Below are 17,722 nucleotides of genomic sequence, written 5' to 3' on the forward strand. Positions count from 1 at the left end.
CTACGGCGGATCGCGTAGTGCGATCTCGGCGACGGTTGCGGGCTCGTCGAGTGCCGGGCGGTACTCGCGGCGGACGTAGTCGAACGAGCCCTTCCGTACGTTGAAGAACGCCAGCTCGGGGAGACTGAAGAGGACGCCGCGCAGTCCCGCGCCCAGCGTGTGCCCGTGGTCGAACGGCGCCATTACTACGCCCGCGACGCTCGCGGCCACGCCGGTGGCGAGATTCAGGGCACCGAATATGGGGCGCGTGGCGACCGCGTCGTCAGTGAAGAACAAGAAGATCGAGTCTTCCGGGCGTTGGCGATAGACGGTCGACGTGAGTGTGGTCGATTCGCGCAGGTAAACCGCGAGTCCATTCTCGTGCCGGTACATCTCGGCGAGGCGCGTCCCCCGGTACGACGCAATCTCGCCGCGTTCCGCAACGCGGTACGCGCTGTTCACCGCGGCCGCCGATACGAACGGAATGAAATTGAGCGACGCGTGGGTGTCAACGTAGCCGCCGAGACGCTGCGCGGATTCGCTTGGTTCCAATGTGCGGTTCACGACCCGGAAAATCTCCGAGACGCAATTCCTCGTGACGAGGTTGTAGCCGTAGATCTGTGCGAGCTGGGCGCGGTAGCCCTGCTCGCGGGCGTTCGCTCGCTCCAGGCTTGCACGCAACTCCGCCTCGCTCGAGTGCGGATGAGTGAGGTCGGACCACCTGACGGTGCGCGACGGCAGGAGGAGACCCGGATGCACGCGCAGATCCTGCCCCTCGTTGATCGCTTCGTGCAGTGCGAGAAAGCGATTGGCGGCGGCTTCTAGTGTGTTGAACTCGGCTTCGCCGATCCGGCTCGGTGCGACCAGCGGTGTGCGCGCGCGCTGCAACTGTTCACGCGCTTCGGCGAGCAGGTCCGGCAAGATGTCGCGGCGTGACGCGAGCGCCGAGTGCGTGATCACAGTCGCCTCGCGTGGAAAGGCGTCGAGGAAGACCAAGCGCCCACGCTGCTCGGACTCGTGCAGTGCCGCCAGACGCGCCATGCCGACGAGTAACGCGAACCCCCAATCGGGACGCTGCGAGCGCAGCAGCCGAGTCACTTCAGTCGCCAGTTGTGCTGAGAAGACATGCAGCGCTTCCACCTCTCGCGCATCGAGGCGGAACTCCGGCTGCGCCGGTGCGTAGTACGCATTCTGTTGCAGCGGCAGGGCTTGGTCGAGCGCGCGCAGCGCCAACCATCCAGTCATCAAATCGCGGTAGTGCGACGAGAACGCGTACGCGCTGCTCGGATAGGCTTCCGAGAGAGGGGCGGTCGGTTCGTCGCGCTCGTCCGGTGTGAGCTGCGCGATTTCATCCCGCACTTCTCGCATCCGTTGCTCAATGAAGTGCGCGCCGTATTCCTGCAGCACGCGTTTCCGCAGCGCAGCCAATGGAGATGACGCCTCTCTCGGAATGGCGGGCGTCGCAGCCATCACTGGCTCAGCGAAGAAAAACCCCGCGCCCGGCAGTCGCACGCCGGTGCCGTCGGGCTCACCGCGGTCGCGCGCGAGCAGTGTCTGCAACAACTCGCGATCGCTGCCGGCGTCGTCGAGCAAATCGAGTTGCCGGCTTTGGATCAGATGGTAGGTGCTGAAGCGATCGCGCAGCAGCGCGCAGGTGTCCGCCGCCGCGGCGATGCGGCTGACATGCACGGCGCGATTCTCCAGCATCGCATATGCGTAGAGAAAGTCCGCCCATGCATCGCGATGCAGGCGCAACACACTGGAAGGGTCGTGTTGGAAGTGGAAGGTCTCTTCGCCGAAGCGAATCGCCGCGTGCCCGCCGCTCGATCCGCCTTCGTTGCCCTCGACGTACACGTAGTCGACGAAGCACGCCGCCGTGTCCGCCCCGGTCGACAGCGGTGTCAGCACCAACGCGAGCAGCGTGCCGAGGGCGATCATCGCGCGCTGCTCTCGGTCCCTAGTGCGTGGAATCGTACCCCTGCTGGATCGCGTCCATCTTGCGCTGGTCGGAGCCACCGAGGTTGCGCTGGTAGGCTTTCAGCTGCGACGGATTGACCTTGGCCTTTCCGAGCCCTTCGCCGATACCCACGTAGGTGGACATGTTCTCTTCCCAGTTGGTAACGCCGTGCTTCTTGGCGAGCTGCCCGAGATCGGATTGGAAGTTGCGGACGTCGCCACCGGAGGTGACGAAGGCCTGCGTGTAGTCACGCACGTCGACCTGATAGGAGCGCTCCGCCCCGCCTGGCGACGAACTGGACGAGCTCGTGATCGGGCTCGAAATCGATTGCGATAGGCTGTTCGAACTGTCCGAGAACGAACAGGCGAGTGGCGTGATCATCAGCAACGTGATGAGAATTGGTGTGCGCGACATCAGCGAGTCCTTTCGTCGTGAGATAGCTGTCGATCCACTGCGACGCTTGATCTACCCGAAACCGGCGTGGCCGGCCAGTATCGGCGGATGATCGTGGCCCTGGGTCCGCGCGTAGGGTCGACAATCGAACTGTGCTAAGTCGTCGCGCGATGAGTCGCTGGAAGACACTGGCGGTAATCGTCGCCAGTGGCCTCACGCTACTGCTGGCGGCGGCGCTGCTCGTACCGTACTTCGTTTCCCTTACTTCGGTGCAGGCTCGGATCGTGACCGAGCTGTCGCAACGGCTCGGTGGCGTGGTGAAGATCGAGGCGCTGCGCCTGTCGCTCTTGCCGTTGCCGCATGTGGTCTTGACTGACGCGAGCGTGGCGATCCCGGATTCCTTCGGCGCCACGTTCGAGTCGGTGTCGGTGTATCCGCGCCTTGCTGCTCTCGTGCGGGGCGAGTTTCAGCCCGTGCGTGCCTCGCTCACGGCCCGCGACGTCACGATACGGCTGCCGCGGGCGAACGGAACCGACGGAGCATCGATAGCGGCTTCTCCCGCGATGACGGATTCTCCCGCGCAACTGCAAGCGGCCGCCGCGGGTGCCCTGGCCGCGCTCTCGTCGGCTGCGGCCGCGCGGGCGCCGGGGCTGGTTGTTGTCGTCGAGAGCGGCTCGGTTCATCTCTTCGATAGCCACGCGCGCGCCGTGCTCTTCACCGATGTCGCGCTGCAGATGCAGCTACCGCCTGAGCGGCTGCGCCTCGATCTGACCTGCCGCTCGAGTCTGTGGGATCATCTGACGCTGCACGCCGAAATGGAGCCGGCACATTTCGAGGGTGACGCGAACATCGAAATGAGTCACTTGCGGCCGCACCTACTCGTCGCGCAATTTCTGCCCGAGCTAGGTCTGCAGGTAGAAGACTCCGACGCAAGTCTCAGCGCCCGCGTCACCTTTGACGAGAGTGCGGTGCTGCAGGCGGAGATCGATGGCTCGCTTCCACTGCTGACACTGCGCCGCGGCGACGAGAGTCTGGTGATCAACGGCGAGACTGTGAACGCCTCGCTACTGATCGATGACAGCACCACCACGTTCTCGTTGCACACCCTGCAACTCGCGCAGCCTCGACTGCAGCTGTCAGGTGAGGTTTCGTTCGATCCCGGGGCTCCGCTGGCCCGCGTGCAATTGGAAGCCCGCGATGTGGACGTGGCGGCGGCGCGCACCGTCACAACTTTTTTCGCGGCGGGGGCAGAAGTTCCGCGCGAAATCTTCGGTGTGCTGAGCGGCGGGCAAGTTCCGCGTGTCCAGTTGCAGGCGCAGGGCCCGTCATTCGCCGACTTGATGAATTTGAACGCGCTGACGATCGATGGGTCGCTGGTCGACGGCCAAGTCCGTGTCCCGCAGGCCGAGAACCCGAAAGCGGCGCTCGAACTCACCGATGTGTCCGGCGATGTCGCGCTTGCCGATGGCGTCCTGCGTGGCGAGCGGTTGATCGCGCGGTACGGCAAGGCGCGCGTGCACGACGGAACGCTGCGCCTCGGTCTGGTCGGACCGACACCCGAGCTTCACGTTGAGGCGACGGTCGAGGCCGATGCGGCGGAAGTTCCGGATCTGCTCAAGCGGTTCGTCGCCAATGCGGCGCTTACGAGCGAGTTGGATCGGCTGAGCAACGTCGAGGGCACGGCCACGGCGAAGTTGGCCTTGAACGGCACCACGCGCGACGTGGCGGTAACTGTGGATGTGGCGCCACTCAGCCTCTCGGCTCGCCTGGAAGGAATGAAGGAGCCACTGCGCATCGAGGGGGGTAACGTCGCGTATGCATCCGGCGGCCTTGCCGCGACAGACCTTCAGGTGACCACTGGCGGGTCGACCCTGTCACACGTCTCCGCACACCTCGATTGGAGCAACGCCCGCACATCGATTGCCGCGACGGTCGGCCCGTCGCGCGTTGTGTTGGCAGAGGCCTTCTCGTTCGCCAGCCGATGGTTGCGCGACGTGCCGTGGAATCCCGAAGCGATCAGCGGCACCGTCGTGGCGGATTCGCTCAGCATCGCCGGGCCGGCCGACGAACCCAGTGATTGGCGCGTCGATTTGATCGGCGCCGTGGAACAACTCGCGATCGACTCGGCGCCGTTGCGCGAACGCCTCGCGCTGCGCTATCCGATTTCGCTGTCCGCGCTCCGCTTCATGCGCGAGGGGACCGCGAGCATATCCGCCTCGGGAAAATTCGCTGCGCAACGCGGACTCAGCGGCGAGGTCGACCTGATGTCGAGCGCCGATGCGCTGCACATCAAGCGCCTCGTCGTTCATGACGCCGAGTCGGATGCCTCGGTCGCGCTGCTGCTCACGGCGCATGAGGCGAACTTCGAGTTCAAAGGTAAGGTGACCAAAGCGACGCTCGACTCATTGGTGCCGGATCATCATCTACTCGGCGGCTGGCTGGGTGGCGACTTTCGCGCCCGCATCCTCATCGACGACCCGATGCGCTCGACGGTGGCGGGCAAGCTCGAGGCGAGCGATGTGTCTGGCCCCGGTGCGGACGACGTGCGGCTGGCGCATCTCGCGCTCACTGGTAGTGCCGGCACCATCGCAATCGATGCAACGCTCGTCACCCCGGTGACGAGCCATCTCGACGTTCACGGCAGCGTGATGCCATCGCCGCGAGACTTCGTCGTCGATCTTGATGTGACCGGCGATCGGCTCGATTGGAATCAGCTCACGCCGCTGCTGCCGCACGACGGTGACGGAGAGAGCGCCGCGTCACGGCTACCAGTGCCGCCATTGCGCGGACGGGTCCGCGTGGCCGCCGACTCCTTCACCTACAGCGGCTTCACCTGGGATGCTCTGCGAGCCACGGTCACGCTCGCCGCGAGCGGGCCGACCATCCGAATCTCGGAAGGGAAGCTGTGCGGCATCGCGACGCCGGGCACCATTGCGATCGCGGCGTCTGAATTGAGCGTGGCGTTCCAACCCGCGGCGAAGGGCCAGGAGTTGGATTCGACCGTGACCTGTCTCGGCGGTCAGAAGGGAGCCCTCACGGGCCGCTTCGATCTCAGTGCGAAGATCAGCGGGCGCGGCACGCTGGCCGAAGTCGGCGCGCTCGGTCGCGCGCTCAATGGACACGTCGAGTTCACCGCCCGCAACGGACGCGTTGCGCGCGTCGGGCGTGGGGCGCAGCTGCTCTCTGCCCTCAGCGTCGCCACCGGATCGTTTGGCGAGGTAGCAGGGTTGACGAAAGAAGACTTGCCCTACGCGTCCATCAAGGCGATCGGTGATCTCGCGGGTGGTAGCTTGGTGCTGCGGGAAGCGATCATCGATGGTCCGACGGTGCAGATGGTGGGCCAAGGCTCCATCAACGTCATCGACCAGACTCTCAATGTCACGCTGCTGGTGGCGCCGCTGAGAAAGATCGACTCGGTCGTGAGCCAGATCCCAGTCATTCGCAACATCCTAGGTGACCGGTTGGTCTCGATCCCGGTGGCGGTGAGCGGATCAATCAACAACCCGGTGGTGACGCCACTGTCGCCCTCGGCCGTGGGTCGCGAGTTGTTGAGCCTCATGGAGCGAACGCTATCGTTGCCGTTCCAATTGGTCGCCCCGCTGTGGCCAGGTGGCGAGAAAAAGTAATGCCGGGGCTACAGCACCGCACACACGAGGTTGGTTCGCTTCGGTACTGGAAGATCCTTTGGGCGCTGCCGAAAGTAGCGCGCCTCAGCCTCCGCTGGCGAAAGGAACTCCACGTTGGAAAAGCCAGCGTCGCGTAGTTTGGCTTCGATCGCATCAGGCTCGAAGTAGCTCACCCAGGGCTCGCCAAGGTCGGTGGCGCGCTGGTCCAGTGGTGAAGGGGAGTCGCCTGGCGGCGCGAATGTCAGCACGATCTCGCTGCCTGCCGGAAACGTCGCGACAGACCGGAGCACCGCGTCAACGGCGTCTTCTTTGAGATACATCGTCACACCGAGCCAGGAGAAGAAGGTCGGCTCGTCTAGCGAGACGCGATACCGGAGGAGGCCATCGCGCAACGACTCGTGTTCAAAGTCGATGTCGGCGAAGTCTGCGTTCTCCGGCATGGCGAGGCCGGCTGCAGCGAGCTGCGAGCGCTTCATGTCTTGGGTTCCTAGATGATCGACTTCGAGAATCTTCAATGATCGCGCCCATGCGGGCTGCCTGAGTGCGAAGGTATCGAAGCCCGCACCGAGGACGACGTATTGCGTCACGCCGCGGAGAACCGCGGCGGCGAGGCGGTCCTCGGCGAACCGAGAACGCAGCACGACATGCGCGCGCAATGCGCGCCGTTGGGGAGTTTGGTAGCTATTCGCCGCATTGGTGATCCGCTCCAAGGCGGCCGGTCCGAGCAGCAACACCGCGAGCGGATCTTCGAGTATCTGCGGCGGTGCATCAAGCAACTGATGCGCGGCCCGCATGTATGCGGTTCCGAGCGCCGTGCGACTCGCATTTCGATCGGACATTGGGTGAAGGTCCCTTCGTGGGTAGTGTCTCAGTTTGGCCGTGACGGAAATCGTCGTTGCGAGGAATCGGCCAAGATGCCAACGCGAGCCAAGTCAGCTTCGAGGGCATGCGCGTTGGTGAAGAGAAAGGAAGTGATGCCAATGGCTCTGGCTGCATCCACGTTCGCTTGGACATCGTCGATGAACAACACCTCCTCGGGCTTTGACTCGGCGCGCACGAGCGCTGTTCGGAAGATGATCGGGTCGGGCTTGAGGCTTCGAAGCTCGCAGGAAAAGCCGAGGTAGTCGAAAGCAAGTCCGACTTCCCTGAGTTCATGCCCGAGGGCGTCTTTGATCACAGGGGGATTGTCGGTGAGTAGGCCAGTCTTGCGATGCCGCCGGAGACCATTGACCAAGGCCAGCACGCGTGAATCTGGCTCGAACGCGGCTGCCCAGACGCGTCGGAGCTCGGCGTAGTCGGCCGTCCACCCAAGGATCTCGCACGCTCGCTGGTGCATCTCCGCGGCGCTGAGATCGCCTCGATCGCAGCGCCTCGAGAAGCCGGAATCCCAGAGCAGCTCTCGGATCAGCGTGGCCGGCTTCCTCGACACCAACGAGAGCTGCTCCAGTCGGCGTTCCGGGAGGAACTTGCATACAACTCCGCCCAGGTCGAAGAGAACCAGCGATGTCTCGCTCGAATTGAACACGCGGCCTCCGCGAGAGATCCGGCTACCGCCTCGCAAACGCGAGGCGAAGGCCGAAGCCAAGCAGTGCGACTCCGGCGATGAAGTCCATTGCTCGCGATACCTGCGTGTTCCGCAGAAGCCGTTGGCCGCGGTGGGCGGCCGCAGCCAGGAGAGTGAGCCAGGCGAACGCGATGACGAAATGGACGCCAGCCAACGCGAGCGAATCGACCAGCACGCTGTCTGGGAACACCGCGAACTGCGGGAGCAGTGCCAGATAGAACGCGGCAGTCCTTGGATTGAGAGCGTTGGAGAGGAACCCCTGGCGTGCGGCGACGCTGGTAGAGATGTCGCCTCTATCGGCGGCGATCACGTCGCCCGAGCGGGTCGGTTGTCGAACTCGCACCAACGACTGAAGGCCGAGCCAGATGAGGTATGTGGCTCCGAGGAACTTTACCGCCGAAAAGACCTCGGCCGAACTCATGATGATCGCTGAGAGTCCGAGAGCGGAGAGCGTGGCATGGAGGAAGAGCCCTGAGCAGACACCGGCGGTCGTACCGATGCCCGCAGCGAAGCCTCCCAGTGTCGCGTTGCGAAGGACGAGGAAGGTGTCTTGACCCGGGCTGATTGTGAGGATGGTCGCTACCAATGCGAAGCCGGTGACGTCGAGACTCACGCCTCACCTCTCGTACCAGTTCCGCCCGCTCAATCTGACGGCGAGCCACTCGGGCGCGGCTTGCCGTTGGCAGTCGCTGAGGACGTTGCCATTCCAACTAATCGCACAGCTCTGGCCAGCGACATGAAGTGGCGACGGGCTGGCAACGCGGGGCATCAAGCGCTGGCGTCCTTAAGCGCGTCGAGTGGAAGCTTTGAGTCGACCTCGCCGTTGATTGCGCATCTCCACAACACGACCGACCGCGCGAAGGGCTTCGTTGACGGACTCCCGGTCGGGAAACATCTTGGCCACGTCCGCATCCAGCACGACGACGTTTGTTCCCTCGGCGTACCGCCGCACGTACTTGCCGCGGACCCCGCCACAAAAGTCGTAGTGCTCGCGCATCTCATCCTTTTCGAGGGCGGCCTTCTTCATATTCCCTCCGCTCGCCCGAGTCCGCCGGACGCGCGCTGATGATTCGGACGATCTGTTGTTCATCGTCTTCCATGTGTACCACGACGAGCAGGCGCTGGCGATGCGAGACGCCCATGATCACCCAACGCTCCTCGTCGTCCGAATGCTCCGGGTCGGGGATCGTGATCGACAGCGTGTCGACAAACACGGTGCTCGCTTCGTCGAAGCCGATCCCATGCCTCTCTAGATTGCGCCGTTCCTTCCGCGGATCCCATTCGAACCGAATCGGCATTCGCGCATCGAGGCATTACAGGAGGAGTGCGGACTTGGCGACTTCCAGGACAGCAATCGCATGGTCGCGAGAGACGCTGGTGAAGTCGTCCAAGAACGCGTCCAAGGAATCGCCGGCTTCAAGGTAGTCGATCAGTGTTTGCACGGGGACTCGCGTACCAGCGAACACGGGAGCTCCGCTCAATCGCCCCGGCGACGTTGTGATCAGAGGTTTGCGAACCTCCATGCTTGCCTTCCTCCCGTAGGCCTTTAGCACGGAGCCCCTCGGCCCGGCTAACGAACTCCGGCGAGGGCGTGAGCCGTATCCCGGTCATCAGCGGTATCCTCGGCGGCCAGTTGGTCTCGATCCCGGTCGCGGTGAGCGGATCAATCAACAACCCAGTGGTGACGCCACTGTCGCCCTCGGCCGTCGGCCGAGAGTTGTTGGGGCTAATGGAGCGAACGCTATCGTTACCGTTTCAATTGATCGCCCCGCTGTGGCCAGGCAGCGACAAGAAGTGGTGACGGACCGGCGACGATTGGAGTTCAGCGGCGCGCAAACGCGCCGCCGCTGCAACGACGGGTTAGTCCGCTTCCGGCAATGCCAGATCCACCACGAGGGGGCAATGATCACTGTACTTGATCCATGCCTCGTACGTGCCGACATCGACGGAGTTGATGTGCGCCGTCCACGACTTCGGGACAAAGCAGTAGTCGATGTGATAGCGTCGCCCGCGGTTCTTTAGCATGTGCAGCGTGGGACGCGACTCTGCTCCCTGCTCCTCGCCGTGGAAGTGATGATACGCACTAACAAGCCCCAGTGCGGCAAGATTTCGCACCAGGCCGGAATGGTTCAAATGGCTAGGACGCTTGTAGTCCCATTTCTTGTTGGAGTTGAAGTCACCAGCGATGACCGTCGGTTGCGCCGCGATCAAGTCGGCGTAGCATTCGACGCCACGAATGATTCCCTTGACGTAGCGAAAGTTAAGGTCGGTCTTTGCCCAGACCGCCAGAAGCAGGAAGGACGTTGGGCCGGTGACTTGTATCGGGACAGTATATCGGGGCACTTCGCGGACCGGAACAGTGGAAATACGGTAGCCGGAGGACGCCGAGACCGCGATGCCCTGCCGGGGGTTATCGCCGAACCACAGTGTGCACGGATCGTCTTCTTTCGGCCGAGGACATTCCTGGAGGACGCTGATCGTCGGCTTCAGCGGGGCAATGAGCGGGAGCTTCATGGCCGCAGGACCCCGATTACAGTTCCAGGTCAAGATTCGCATCTGATTGGACCTGCGTCGAGCAGCCTAACGTATTCGGCCGGTCGGCCTATTGCTCCAAACGCTGCATGCCCGGTCATCCTAACACCGGCGATTCGCCGGCTGCAATGAACGTGATGTGCTTGTGCGGCCGCCTTGGGCGGATAGCTCGACGGAGCGTCGATCTTCCCGCGACAAGTTTCCAGCACTCCTTGCCTCGTGAGTTTCAAAGTCAGCTCCCCGACAGCGGATCGTAGAATACGGTGGAGGTTTCGTCGAACGAGACACCATGCTTGGCGAGATTGCTTCGTCGCTCCGCTCCTCGCAATGACGACTTCCGATGCATTCTTGCTTGAGGAGTCAGCGTGCGCGCGTTTCGGCCAGCCATCCCTCCGCGGCGAGCAGTGCAAGGACGCGGACCCGAATCTCGTCGCGAATCTCGCGCACGCGCTCGATGGGTTGATCCTTCGGATCCGGGAGAGTCCAATCGTCGCGACGAAGCCCGGGGACAAGGGGGCAGGCTTCGCCGCAGCCCATGGTGATGAGCCGTTGCGCGCCCGCGGCGATCTCATCGGTCAGTTGTGTTGGCACAGCGTCCGACAGATCGATGCCGACCTCGCGCATGGCGTGAACGACTTGCGGATGCACGTGCGCCGCCGGCTCGGTGCCGGCGGACAGGGCGCGGACTTGCGACGTGTCAGCCAACGCGTTGAAGAACGCCGCCGCCATCTGTGATCGCCCGGCGTTGTGCACGCAAGCAAAGATTATCGTGATCATCGACGACTCAAAGACAGTCCGCCAACTCAGCATGCACAAGAAGGAGCCCCTCGATACGCAGCCCTTCGGTACGAAGCCTTCGGCTTCTACTCGGGGCTGCTACTCGGGGAAACGGTTCCTTCTCACACCATTTCAATTTCCGTTTGCCCGAGTAGTCAGCCGAGCGAACGCATCGAGGGCCTCCCTGTTCACAGTCCTTGACCTCAGCCGACGTCAGTGGGGAACCAATGGCGCGTGCGGTTGCACACCGAACACACCGACAGCATGACCGGCACTTCGACCAGAACCCCGACCACGGTTGCGAGTGCCGCGCCTGAACCCGCTCCGAACAGCACGATGGCTGTCGCCACCGCCAACTCGAAGAAGTTGCTGGCACCGATCAACGCGCCGGGCGCCGCCACCACGTAGGGCACGCGCAGCAGCCGCATCAGTCCGTACGCCAGCGAGGCGTTGAAGTAGACCTGTAGGAGAATCGGCACGGCGATCAGCGCGACGTGGATGAACTTGGTGGAGAGATTGTCCGCCTGGAACGCGAAGATCAGCACCAACGTCGCCAGCAACGCGATCACCGTGACCGGGGCCAGTTGCGGCAACAGCACGGTTTCGAACCAGTCGGCGCCGTGCCGGTGGGTGAACCCGCGGCGCAGCACCATCCCCAGCAGCAACGGAATGACGATGAACGCCACCACGGAATAGAAGAGTACCTGAAATGGAACGGCGAGCGAGGACGCCCCGCTCACCAAGAAGCGGACGATGGGGGCGAACAGGAACAGCATGATCAGATCGTTGAGCGATACCTGCACCAGCGTGTAGGCGGGATCGCCGTCGGTGAGATGGCTCCACACGAACACCATGGCGGTGCACGGAGCCGCCGCCAGAATGATGCAGCCGGCGATGTACTGGGCCGCTTCGGCCGGCGGAATCCACGCCGCAAAGACGTGACGGAAGAATAGCCACGCGATGAACGCCATCGAGAACGGTTTCACCAACCAGTTCACGAACAACGTCACCAGCAGCCCGCGCGGGCGCTTGCCGACGTTGCGCAGCGCGGTGAAGTCCACCTTCATCATCATGGGGACGATCATGAGCCAGATCAGCACCGCGATCGGTACGTTGACCTGGCTGCCGCGGCCGAACTCGAGCTGGCGCAGCGCGCTCACCATCCCCGGCGCGAATCTCCCTAACGTCACGCCGGCGAGGATACAGAGGGCGACCCAAGCGCTGAGGTAGCGCTCGAACACGTTCAGGCGTTTCGGCAATTGCGCAGAGACCAATGCGGTCGGCAACGTCGTGGGTTCGATTGCGCTCACGCGCGGCTCCGGCGTGCCGGCGGCGCCAGCGCGGCGCGTAACGCCGCCAGCCGCTTCGAAACGATGCGGTAGTACACCCACGTGCCACGCCGCTCGCGTTCCAACAGGCCGGCCTCGAACAGCACCCGCAAGTGATGGCTCACGGTCGGCTGCGCGAGGTCGAGCGGCTTGTTGAGATGGCAGACGCAGGCCTCGCCGGACGGTTGCGCGGCAATGAAGCTGAGCAAACGCAATCGCGCCGGGTCAGCGATGGCTTTGAAGGCCTGCGCCAACTGAGCGGCGTCATCGGCGGCCAACTTCGCGTGAAGAACGGGCGGGCAGCATTGCGTGCTAGCCGATCGATTTTTCATGCTGGCTATATTGACACGGATCGATGTAAGGCGCAATATCGATGAGTATCGATACAAGCAAATCACTTCAGAAGGAGGTCATGGCAATGTCTCGTATGCAATTGGCGCTCAACGTGAGCAACGTCGATGAAGCGGTCGCGTTCTATCGCCAGCTCTTTGGTGTCGAGCCGGCGAAGCGGCGGCCGCAGTACGCGAACTTCGTGGTCGCCGATCCACCGCTCAAACTCGTGCTGATCGAAGGTGTGGGCGAACCCGGTACGCTCAATCATGTCGGGGTCGAGGTCGAATCGACGGGCGAAGTCGCCACCGAAGCCGCGCGTCTCGGCGGCGCCGGATTCGCGCTACGCCACGAACCAGGCGTCACCTGTTGCTACGCGCTGCAGGACAAGTTCTGGGTCGACGGGCCGGACAATCGGCCGTGGGAAATCTACACAGTCCTAGCTGATGCCGGTGCGCCGGCGTGTGGACCCGCCTCATCCTGCGCGCCGGCAGGAGGTTGAGAGGAATCGCCGTCGTCTCTTCGCGAGTCACCGCCGAGGTGCAGAGCGCGCCTGTGCCTCGGCGGTGCGGCTTGGCGTCGTTGCCGCATCGGGCTTGGCGCGAAACAAGATCCACAACGCCGCTGGCAAGGCAGTGAAGTCGGCGACCATCGACAGCACGAAGGCGAGAGCGGCGAGTACACCGAACTGGCGCATCGGCGGTAGATCGGCGAGGCCGAATGCGAGGAAACCGCCGGCGTTGATCATCGTGGCGAAGAAAATCGCGCGGCCGGCAATCAGCAAGGTGTGCTGCAGCGCCTGCTCTACCGTGCCGTCACGTCGCCGTTCGAGGAAGTGGTAGAAAAAATGAATCTGATCGTTCTCGGAGGTGCCGAGCACGGTCGAGGCGATCAGGATGGTGGCGATGTTGAGCGTCAGTCCGGTCAGCCGCATGACCAGGAACATCACCAGGATGGCGAAGATCGACGGGATCATCGCCATCAGACGTGCCGCGCCGTTGCGGAACACGACGAGGAATGCGGCGAAGATGATCATCACCGTGAGCCCGAAGCTTTCCACCAGCGTCGGCACCAAGCCTTGCGCCATCTTGGCGTGCAACGGCGTTAGCCCGACCGTCTTCAGCTCCAACTCCTTTAGCGCCGGATTGCGCGCGACCGCGTCGGCCCAGTGTCGTCGGATGGACACGGCGAGACGCTCAAAGCCTTCGTGCTCCGCCGTGCGCGAGATCACGGTGAGCTGCGCCTGCGACAGTCCATGAGCTTGCACGAAGCGCTGCAGCATCGGTTCGGTTGACGCCATACCCTCGAGGTCGCCGGCCAACTGATTAAGCTCTTCGGCATTGGTCGGCCAGTCATCGCCGGCACCGCCGATGTAGCGGATGATGCGCAGAATCGTGGTCGGGCCGACGGCCGCGCCGATGTCCGGATCGTGTTCGAGCGTTTGCTGAAAGTCGTGCAGGCCGTTGAGCACCGCTGGTTCGGACATGCTGCCGACGCCACCCTTCAACCACACTTGGGTGATCGACAAGCCGGGGATCACATTGCCGAGCCGGCGAATGTCCCGATACAGCGGCGAGTCGTGGTCCATGTACTCGACCGGATCGGTGAGGATGCGCAGCGGCGCTACGATCCCGGGCGCTCCGAACAACGCGATGGCGCCGAGCGCGCTCAAGAGCAGCGACGATCCGACCAGCGGCCAGCGCCAACGATATGTGAAACGCGGCAACCAGTTCGCCACACGGATGAACCACGCACCGGCGGCGCGCCGCTCCTGCTGCGTCGGCGTCTTGAGCACGGTCTGCAGCGCGGGAAACAGCGTGAACACGATGATCCAAGTGAACCCGAGTCCCACAGCTACCCAGGCCCCCATCTCGCGAATCGGTCGGATGTCGGAGACCAGCAATGCAGCGAAGCCAACGGCAGTGGCGAAGATCGATGCGGTGCAGGCGACGAATTTGTTGGTGAGCGCGAACACTTGGTGCGCGGCGACCGAGCGCTCCGCCGGCCGGTCGACGAAACGCGAGTGCAGGTACACCAGCGTCGCCGTGGCGGTGACGAGAATGGTCATCGGCACCATCGGCGAGACGATCGTCAGCGTGCCGCCGGTGATCCCGACGTATCCCAGCGATACGGCCAGACACACGCCGAGCGTGATGAGGAACGCCGCGAGCGTGCGCGGCGAGCGATACGACGAGATGTTGAGCACAATGACGAAGGCGACGAAGAGCACGAAGTATTTCCAAGCACCGCGTTGCGTCTCGTCGAGGTAGACGTTGACGTAGGGCTGGCCGAGTTCGTGCAAATCCATCCCAGCTGGCCCAGCCGGGTTGCGGCCAACGCTCGCAATGGCTCGCTCGATGGCGGCGAGCGTCTGTAAGCGGTCCTCGGCGCTGCTGACTTCGAGCACCAGCCCGACGGCAAGATAGTGATCGCCGAGCAATCCTTGATGTCGAAAGAGATCCGTGCCGGTCGCGAATTGGCGGAACGCTTCAATCTGTTCGGAGGTGGGTTGGAACCCGGCCTTGGCGCGGCGGAACACCGAGAGTGCGGAGTTGGCGTGCACGCGCGCGATCGGTTGCAGCGCGTGCTCGATGGCGTCGACTCGGGCGATCACCGCGGGCGACAACGGGTCGTCGGCTTCGATGATGAGGAGCGCGAACTCGCCGGAGCCGAAGACCTGCTCGAACTGCCGCGTGGCGATGAAGTCGGGGTCGGTGGCGACGATGAGTCGGTCGATCGAGTTGTCCTGCCCGACCTGCGCCGCGAAGTACGCGCTCGGCGGCACCAGCACTGCATACAGCGCCAACACCCACCAGCGTTTGGCGATGACGAAGGCGAAGAAACGCGACAGCCGGTCGGGTGCGGCTTCGGTCATGGCGTCCCCTGACGAGAGTGACGCAGCGCTGCAATCGCGGTGGCGAATCGGGTCACGGCGCAAGGGAGTTAGCACAATGTTGCGCCCGATGCGCAAGCCTCGCGCACCGCGATGAACTCAGCTCTACTCGTCGCGCACGCCGCGATCGCAGCCGCGGATCATTCCCTGGCTCATCCAGCGCGTGAACCATGCCGAGACGGCGGCGGGATCGTGGCCGTGCGCGGCCAGATGCGCGGTGACGGCGGCGAGCGTGTGGCCGTCCAAGAGCGATTCCAGCGCTGCGGCTTCGGCGCTATCCACGGACTCGCAGCACTCGGCCAGACCCGTGCGGTACACCAGCACGCGATCTGGCCGATCGTGCACATCCAGCGCGATGGCTTCGATCGGGGTTTCGCGCGCTTCCCAGAGTTCACGAATCGGCCACGGCGAGCACACCAAGGCGACGGAAGGTTGGAAGCGCAGACGCGCGCCTTCCCAGTCGTCGAGCGTCCATGATGTCAACACGCTGGGGTCTAGCGGCGACTCGTCATGCGCGTGGAACGCACAAGCGATGTCCCATTCGAGTTCCGCGAGATCCGCCAGGAAGGGAAGTTGTGTCGTCAATTCATCCGCGCGCAGAAACGCCGGCAGCTCGGCGCCCGCATCGTTGAGATTGTACGATTCCAGCGACAGCGCGCCGAGGTACCGGCGCGTCAGATGCGTCATCGCCCCATGACCGATCATGTGAGCGACTGCGGGAAACGTCTCGACGAGGGCGTCGTGCAGGCGCGCCGGATAGCCGTCGAGGTAGACGTGCAGGCGCTCAGTGATCGTGCCGCGCGGCACTGCGGCGAGCGCGAGCGCCGGCGCCTCGTGCTCAAGCCGCTCGGGATGCAAGATCAGCGACGCCATTGATCTCTGCAATTCGCGGAGCGAGGCGCAGCGCCGATCCTCGTGCAAAGTCGGTGGCGAACTCTCGGTGAGGGTCATTGGTTGTCTCCGCAATCAGTCGGGCTCGTTCCGCTTCGGCGCGCAAGCGGTCGAACGAAGGAATCTCGGCATCCCACTCGACCAGCGTCGACACGGCGCCGAAGCGTCGCACGGCATGCGCGTACAGCGCCCACACGTCATCACTCACGGGCGCGCTATGGGTGTCGAACAGGTACGTGCCCATGTCGGTGAAGCCGGCAAGATGAATCTGCGCAATGCGCTCGGGCGGTAACGCGTCGAGATAGCGCAACGGATCGAAACCGAGATTGTAGGCGCTGACGTAGACGTTGTTGACGTCGAGCAAGATGCCGCAATCGGCTTGCTCGGCGAGAGCGGCGAGGAACTCCCACTCGCTGATCGTCGAATGGCGATAGGCGATGTACGTCGACGGATTTTCGAGCGCGATGCGGCGGCCGAGCGCATCTTGCACAGCGCTGAGGCGGCGCACGACATGCGCGAGCGCTTCCTCGGTGTAGGACAGCGGCAGCAAGTCGTAGAGGCTGCGGCCATCGACGCCGGTCCAGCACAAGTGATCGGTCACCAGCGCCGGCTCGATGCGATCGATCAACCTGCGCAGGTTACCCAGGTATCGCGCGTCGATCGGATCGGTACCGCCGATGGAGAGCGCGACGCCGTGCAAAGCGACGGGATGATCGCGCCGAACCTGCTCCAGCACATGCAGCGGGCGGCCGCCGGTATCCATGTAGTTCTCGCTGATCGCCTCGAACCAATCGATGCGGGTGGGACCGCTCAACACGTCGGCGTAGTGTTCACTCCGGAGGCCGACGCCGAAGCCGAGGTGGGAGAAGTTGGTCATTCCCTCACTGGTCGAGGCGCGTGATGACGGAGCGACTGGTGTTGGTGAGTGGCGACACGAAGTGCCCGACCAGTCACCAACCACCAGTCACGCGTCACGACCTCAGCCCTTGTCTGGCGTCAGCCGCCCGCCTTCCATCTTGAGACACGCGTCCTTGCTCTCGACCTCGGAGAAGCCTTGGCCCTTGCAGGCGTTCTTGCCGGCGCAGGCATGACCGGCGCCGGCGCACCCGCCCTGACCCTTGCACTTGTTGGCGCCGTAGCATTTCACTTTGGCGCCCTCGCCTTCGGCGGCTTGCACCGTGCCGACGGCGCCCAGCGCCAGAATCCCCGCGACGGCGGAAGCCAAGAGTACCTTGCCGGTGTTCGAACGTGTTGCCATATGTAATCTCCTTCTGCGCGTTGTGCGCGTTTGAGTGTCGTTCGCGGGTTGAGATGCCGAGCTTGCGTGCGCGTTTCATGGGATCGCAGTGAAACCTGCCCCTAGGGGCGGCATCGAATCGACATGGTCCAGAATCGACCCACGCTCGACGCCGATGCCGACCGTTTGCTGATTGACGCAGTGGACCGCTATCA

The 17,722-nt window shown here is 63.7% G+C and carries 19 protein-coding genes; 3 read left to right on the forward strand and 16 right to left on the reverse strand.

Features of this window, described 5'->3' with window-relative positions; translation table 11 throughout:
- Together HYR72_10465 and HYR72_10470 are read right to left on the reverse strand one after the other, a co-directional pair.
- Positions 1-1,917, reverse strand: coding sequence for a hypothetical protein (locus tag HYR72_10465; protein MBI1815391.1), 1,917 nt, complete (start codon positions 1,915-1,917; stop codon positions 1-3).
- Between the two features lie 19 nt (positions 1,918-1,936).
- Positions 1,937-2,350, reverse strand: a complete 414-nt coding sequence (locus HYR72_10470) for a putative lipoprotein (GenBank protein ID MBI1815392.1) — start codon at positions 2,348-2,350, stop codon at positions 1,937-1,939.
- Positions 2,351-2,499: 149 nt separating this feature from the next.
- Here HYR72_10470 and HYR72_10475 point away from each other — a divergent pair, with 149 nt between their 5' ends.
- Positions 2,500-5,955, forward strand: a complete 3,456-nt coding sequence (locus tag HYR72_10475; protein ID MBI1815393.1) for an AsmA-like C-terminal domain-containing protein — start codon at positions 2,500-2,502, stop codon at positions 5,953-5,955.
- Between the two features lie 8 nt (positions 5,956-5,963).
- Here the strand turns inward: HYR72_10475 and HYR72_10480 are convergent, their stop codons facing one another.
- The 6 genes from HYR72_10480 to HYR72_10505 all read right to left on the reverse strand — a co-directional run bounded on the left by HYR72_10480 (position 5,964) and on the right by HYR72_10505 (position 9,042).
- Positions 5,964-6,794: a class I SAM-dependent methyltransferase gene (locus tag HYR72_10480; protein MBI1815394.1), complete on the reverse strand. Its 831-nt coding sequence runs from the start codon at positions 6,792-6,794 to the stop codon at positions 5,964-5,966.
- Between the two features lie 29 nt (positions 6,795-6,823).
- Positions 6,824-7,198 carry an HAD-IA family hydrolase gene (locus tag HYR72_10485; GenBank protein ID MBI1815395.1) on the reverse strand — a complete coding sequence of 125 codons (375 nt, stop codon included), beginning with the start codon at positions 7,196-7,198 and terminating at the stop codon, positions 6,824-6,826.
- 304 nt (positions 7,199-7,502) lie between these two features.
- On the reverse strand, positions 7,503-8,132 hold the full coding sequence (locus HYR72_10490; protein ID MBI1815396.1) for a LysE family translocator: 630 nt from the start codon (positions 8,130-8,132) through the stop codon (positions 7,503-7,505).
- A 171-nt stretch (positions 8,133-8,303) separates the two neighbouring features.
- A complete protein-coding gene (locus HYR72_10495; protein ID MBI1815397.1) occupies positions 8,304-8,546 on the reverse strand; it encodes a hypothetical protein in 243 nt (80 codons plus the stop codon).
- Positions 8,518-8,811, reverse strand: coding sequence for a BrnT family toxin (locus tag HYR72_10500; protein ID MBI1815398.1), 294 nt, complete (start codon positions 8,809-8,811; stop codon positions 8,518-8,520). Before HYR72_10500 ends, HYR72_10495 begins: the two co-directional genes overlap by 29 nt.
- A 21-nt stretch (positions 8,812-8,832) precedes the next feature.
- Positions 8,833-9,042: a DUF433 domain-containing protein gene (locus HYR72_10505; GenBank protein ID MBI1815399.1), complete on the reverse strand. Its 210-nt coding sequence runs from the start codon at positions 9,040-9,042 to the stop codon at positions 8,833-8,835.
- Between the two features lie 68 nt (positions 9,043-9,110).
- On the opposite strand from HYR72_10505, the gene HYR72_10510 reads away from it, so the two are divergent.
- Complete coding sequence (locus tag HYR72_10510; GenBank protein ID MBI1815400.1) at positions 9,111-9,320, forward strand: hypothetical protein; 210 nt, start codon at positions 9,111-9,113, stop codon at positions 9,318-9,320.
- Positions 9,321-9,379: 59 nt separating this feature from the next.
- Here the strand turns inward: HYR72_10510 and HYR72_10515 are convergent, their stop codons facing one another.
- The 4 genes from HYR72_10515 to HYR72_10530 all read right to left on the reverse strand — a co-directional run bounded on the left by HYR72_10515 (position 9,380) and on the right by HYR72_10530 (position 12,488).
- A complete protein-coding gene (locus HYR72_10515) occupies positions 9,380-10,033 on the reverse strand; it encodes an endonuclease/exonuclease/phosphatase family protein (GenBank protein ID MBI1815401.1) in 654 nt (217 codons plus the stop codon).
- 378 nt (positions 10,034-10,411) lie between these two features.
- Complete coding sequence (locus HYR72_10520; GenBank protein ID MBI1815402.1) at positions 10,412-10,828, reverse strand: arsenate reductase ArsC; 417 nt, start codon at positions 10,826-10,828, stop codon at positions 10,412-10,414.
- 203 nt (positions 10,829-11,031) lie between these two features.
- Complete coding sequence (arsB, locus tag HYR72_10525) at positions 11,032-12,114, reverse strand: ACR3 family arsenite efflux transporter (GenBank protein MBI1815403.1); 1,083 nt, start codon at positions 12,112-12,114, stop codon at positions 11,032-11,034.
- Between the two features lie 20 nt (positions 12,115-12,134).
- Positions 12,135-12,488 (reverse strand): helix-turn-helix transcriptional regulator, encoded by a 354-nt coding sequence (locus HYR72_10530; protein MBI1815404.1) that lies wholly within the window; start codon positions 12,486-12,488, stop codon positions 12,135-12,137.
- Between the two features lie 86 nt (positions 12,489-12,574).
- Between HYR72_10530 and HYR72_10535 the strand changes: the two genes are divergently transcribed.
- Positions 12,575-12,988 (forward strand): VOC family protein, encoded by a 414-nt coding sequence (locus HYR72_10535; GenBank protein ID MBI1815405.1) that lies wholly within the window; start codon positions 12,575-12,577, stop codon positions 12,986-12,988.
- A 27-nt stretch (positions 12,989-13,015) separates the two neighbouring features.
- On the opposite strand, the gene HYR72_10540 is transcribed toward HYR72_10535, so the two are convergent.
- The 4 genes from HYR72_10540 to HYR72_10555 all read right to left on the reverse strand — a co-directional run bounded on the left by HYR72_10540 (position 13,016) and on the right by HYR72_10555 (position 17,528).
- Positions 13,016-15,361 (reverse strand): MMPL family transporter, encoded by a 2,346-nt coding sequence (locus tag HYR72_10540; GenBank protein ID MBI1815406.1) that lies wholly within the window; start codon positions 15,359-15,361, stop codon positions 13,016-13,018.
- 123 nt (positions 15,362-15,484) lie between these two features.
- The gene (locus HYR72_10545; GenBank protein ID MBI1815407.1) at positions 15,485-16,252 is read right to left on the reverse strand and encodes a putative DNA-binding domain-containing protein; all 768 of its coding nucleotides are present in this window, start codon (positions 16,250-16,252) and stop codon (positions 15,485-15,487) included.
- The gene (locus HYR72_10550; protein ID MBI1815408.1) at positions 16,218-17,147 is read right to left on the reverse strand and encodes a DUF692 domain-containing protein; all 930 of its coding nucleotides are present in this window, start codon (positions 17,145-17,147) and stop codon (positions 16,218-16,220) included. The genes HYR72_10545 and HYR72_10550 overlap by 35 nt, the downstream gene beginning before the upstream one ends.
- A 102-nt stretch (positions 17,148-17,249) precedes the next feature.
- Positions 17,250-17,528 carry a hypothetical protein gene (locus HYR72_10555; protein MBI1815409.1) on the reverse strand — a complete coding sequence of 93 codons (279 nt, stop codon included), beginning with the start codon at positions 17,526-17,528 and terminating at the stop codon, positions 17,250-17,252.
- Between the last annotated feature and the right edge of the window lie 194 nt (positions 17,529-17,722).

The sequence above is a fragment of the Deltaproteobacteria bacterium genome (genome assembly GCA_016178705.1).
In the GTDB taxonomy this organism is placed as follows: domain Bacteria; phylum Desulfobacterota; class Binatia; order HRBIN30; family JACQVA1; genus JACOST01.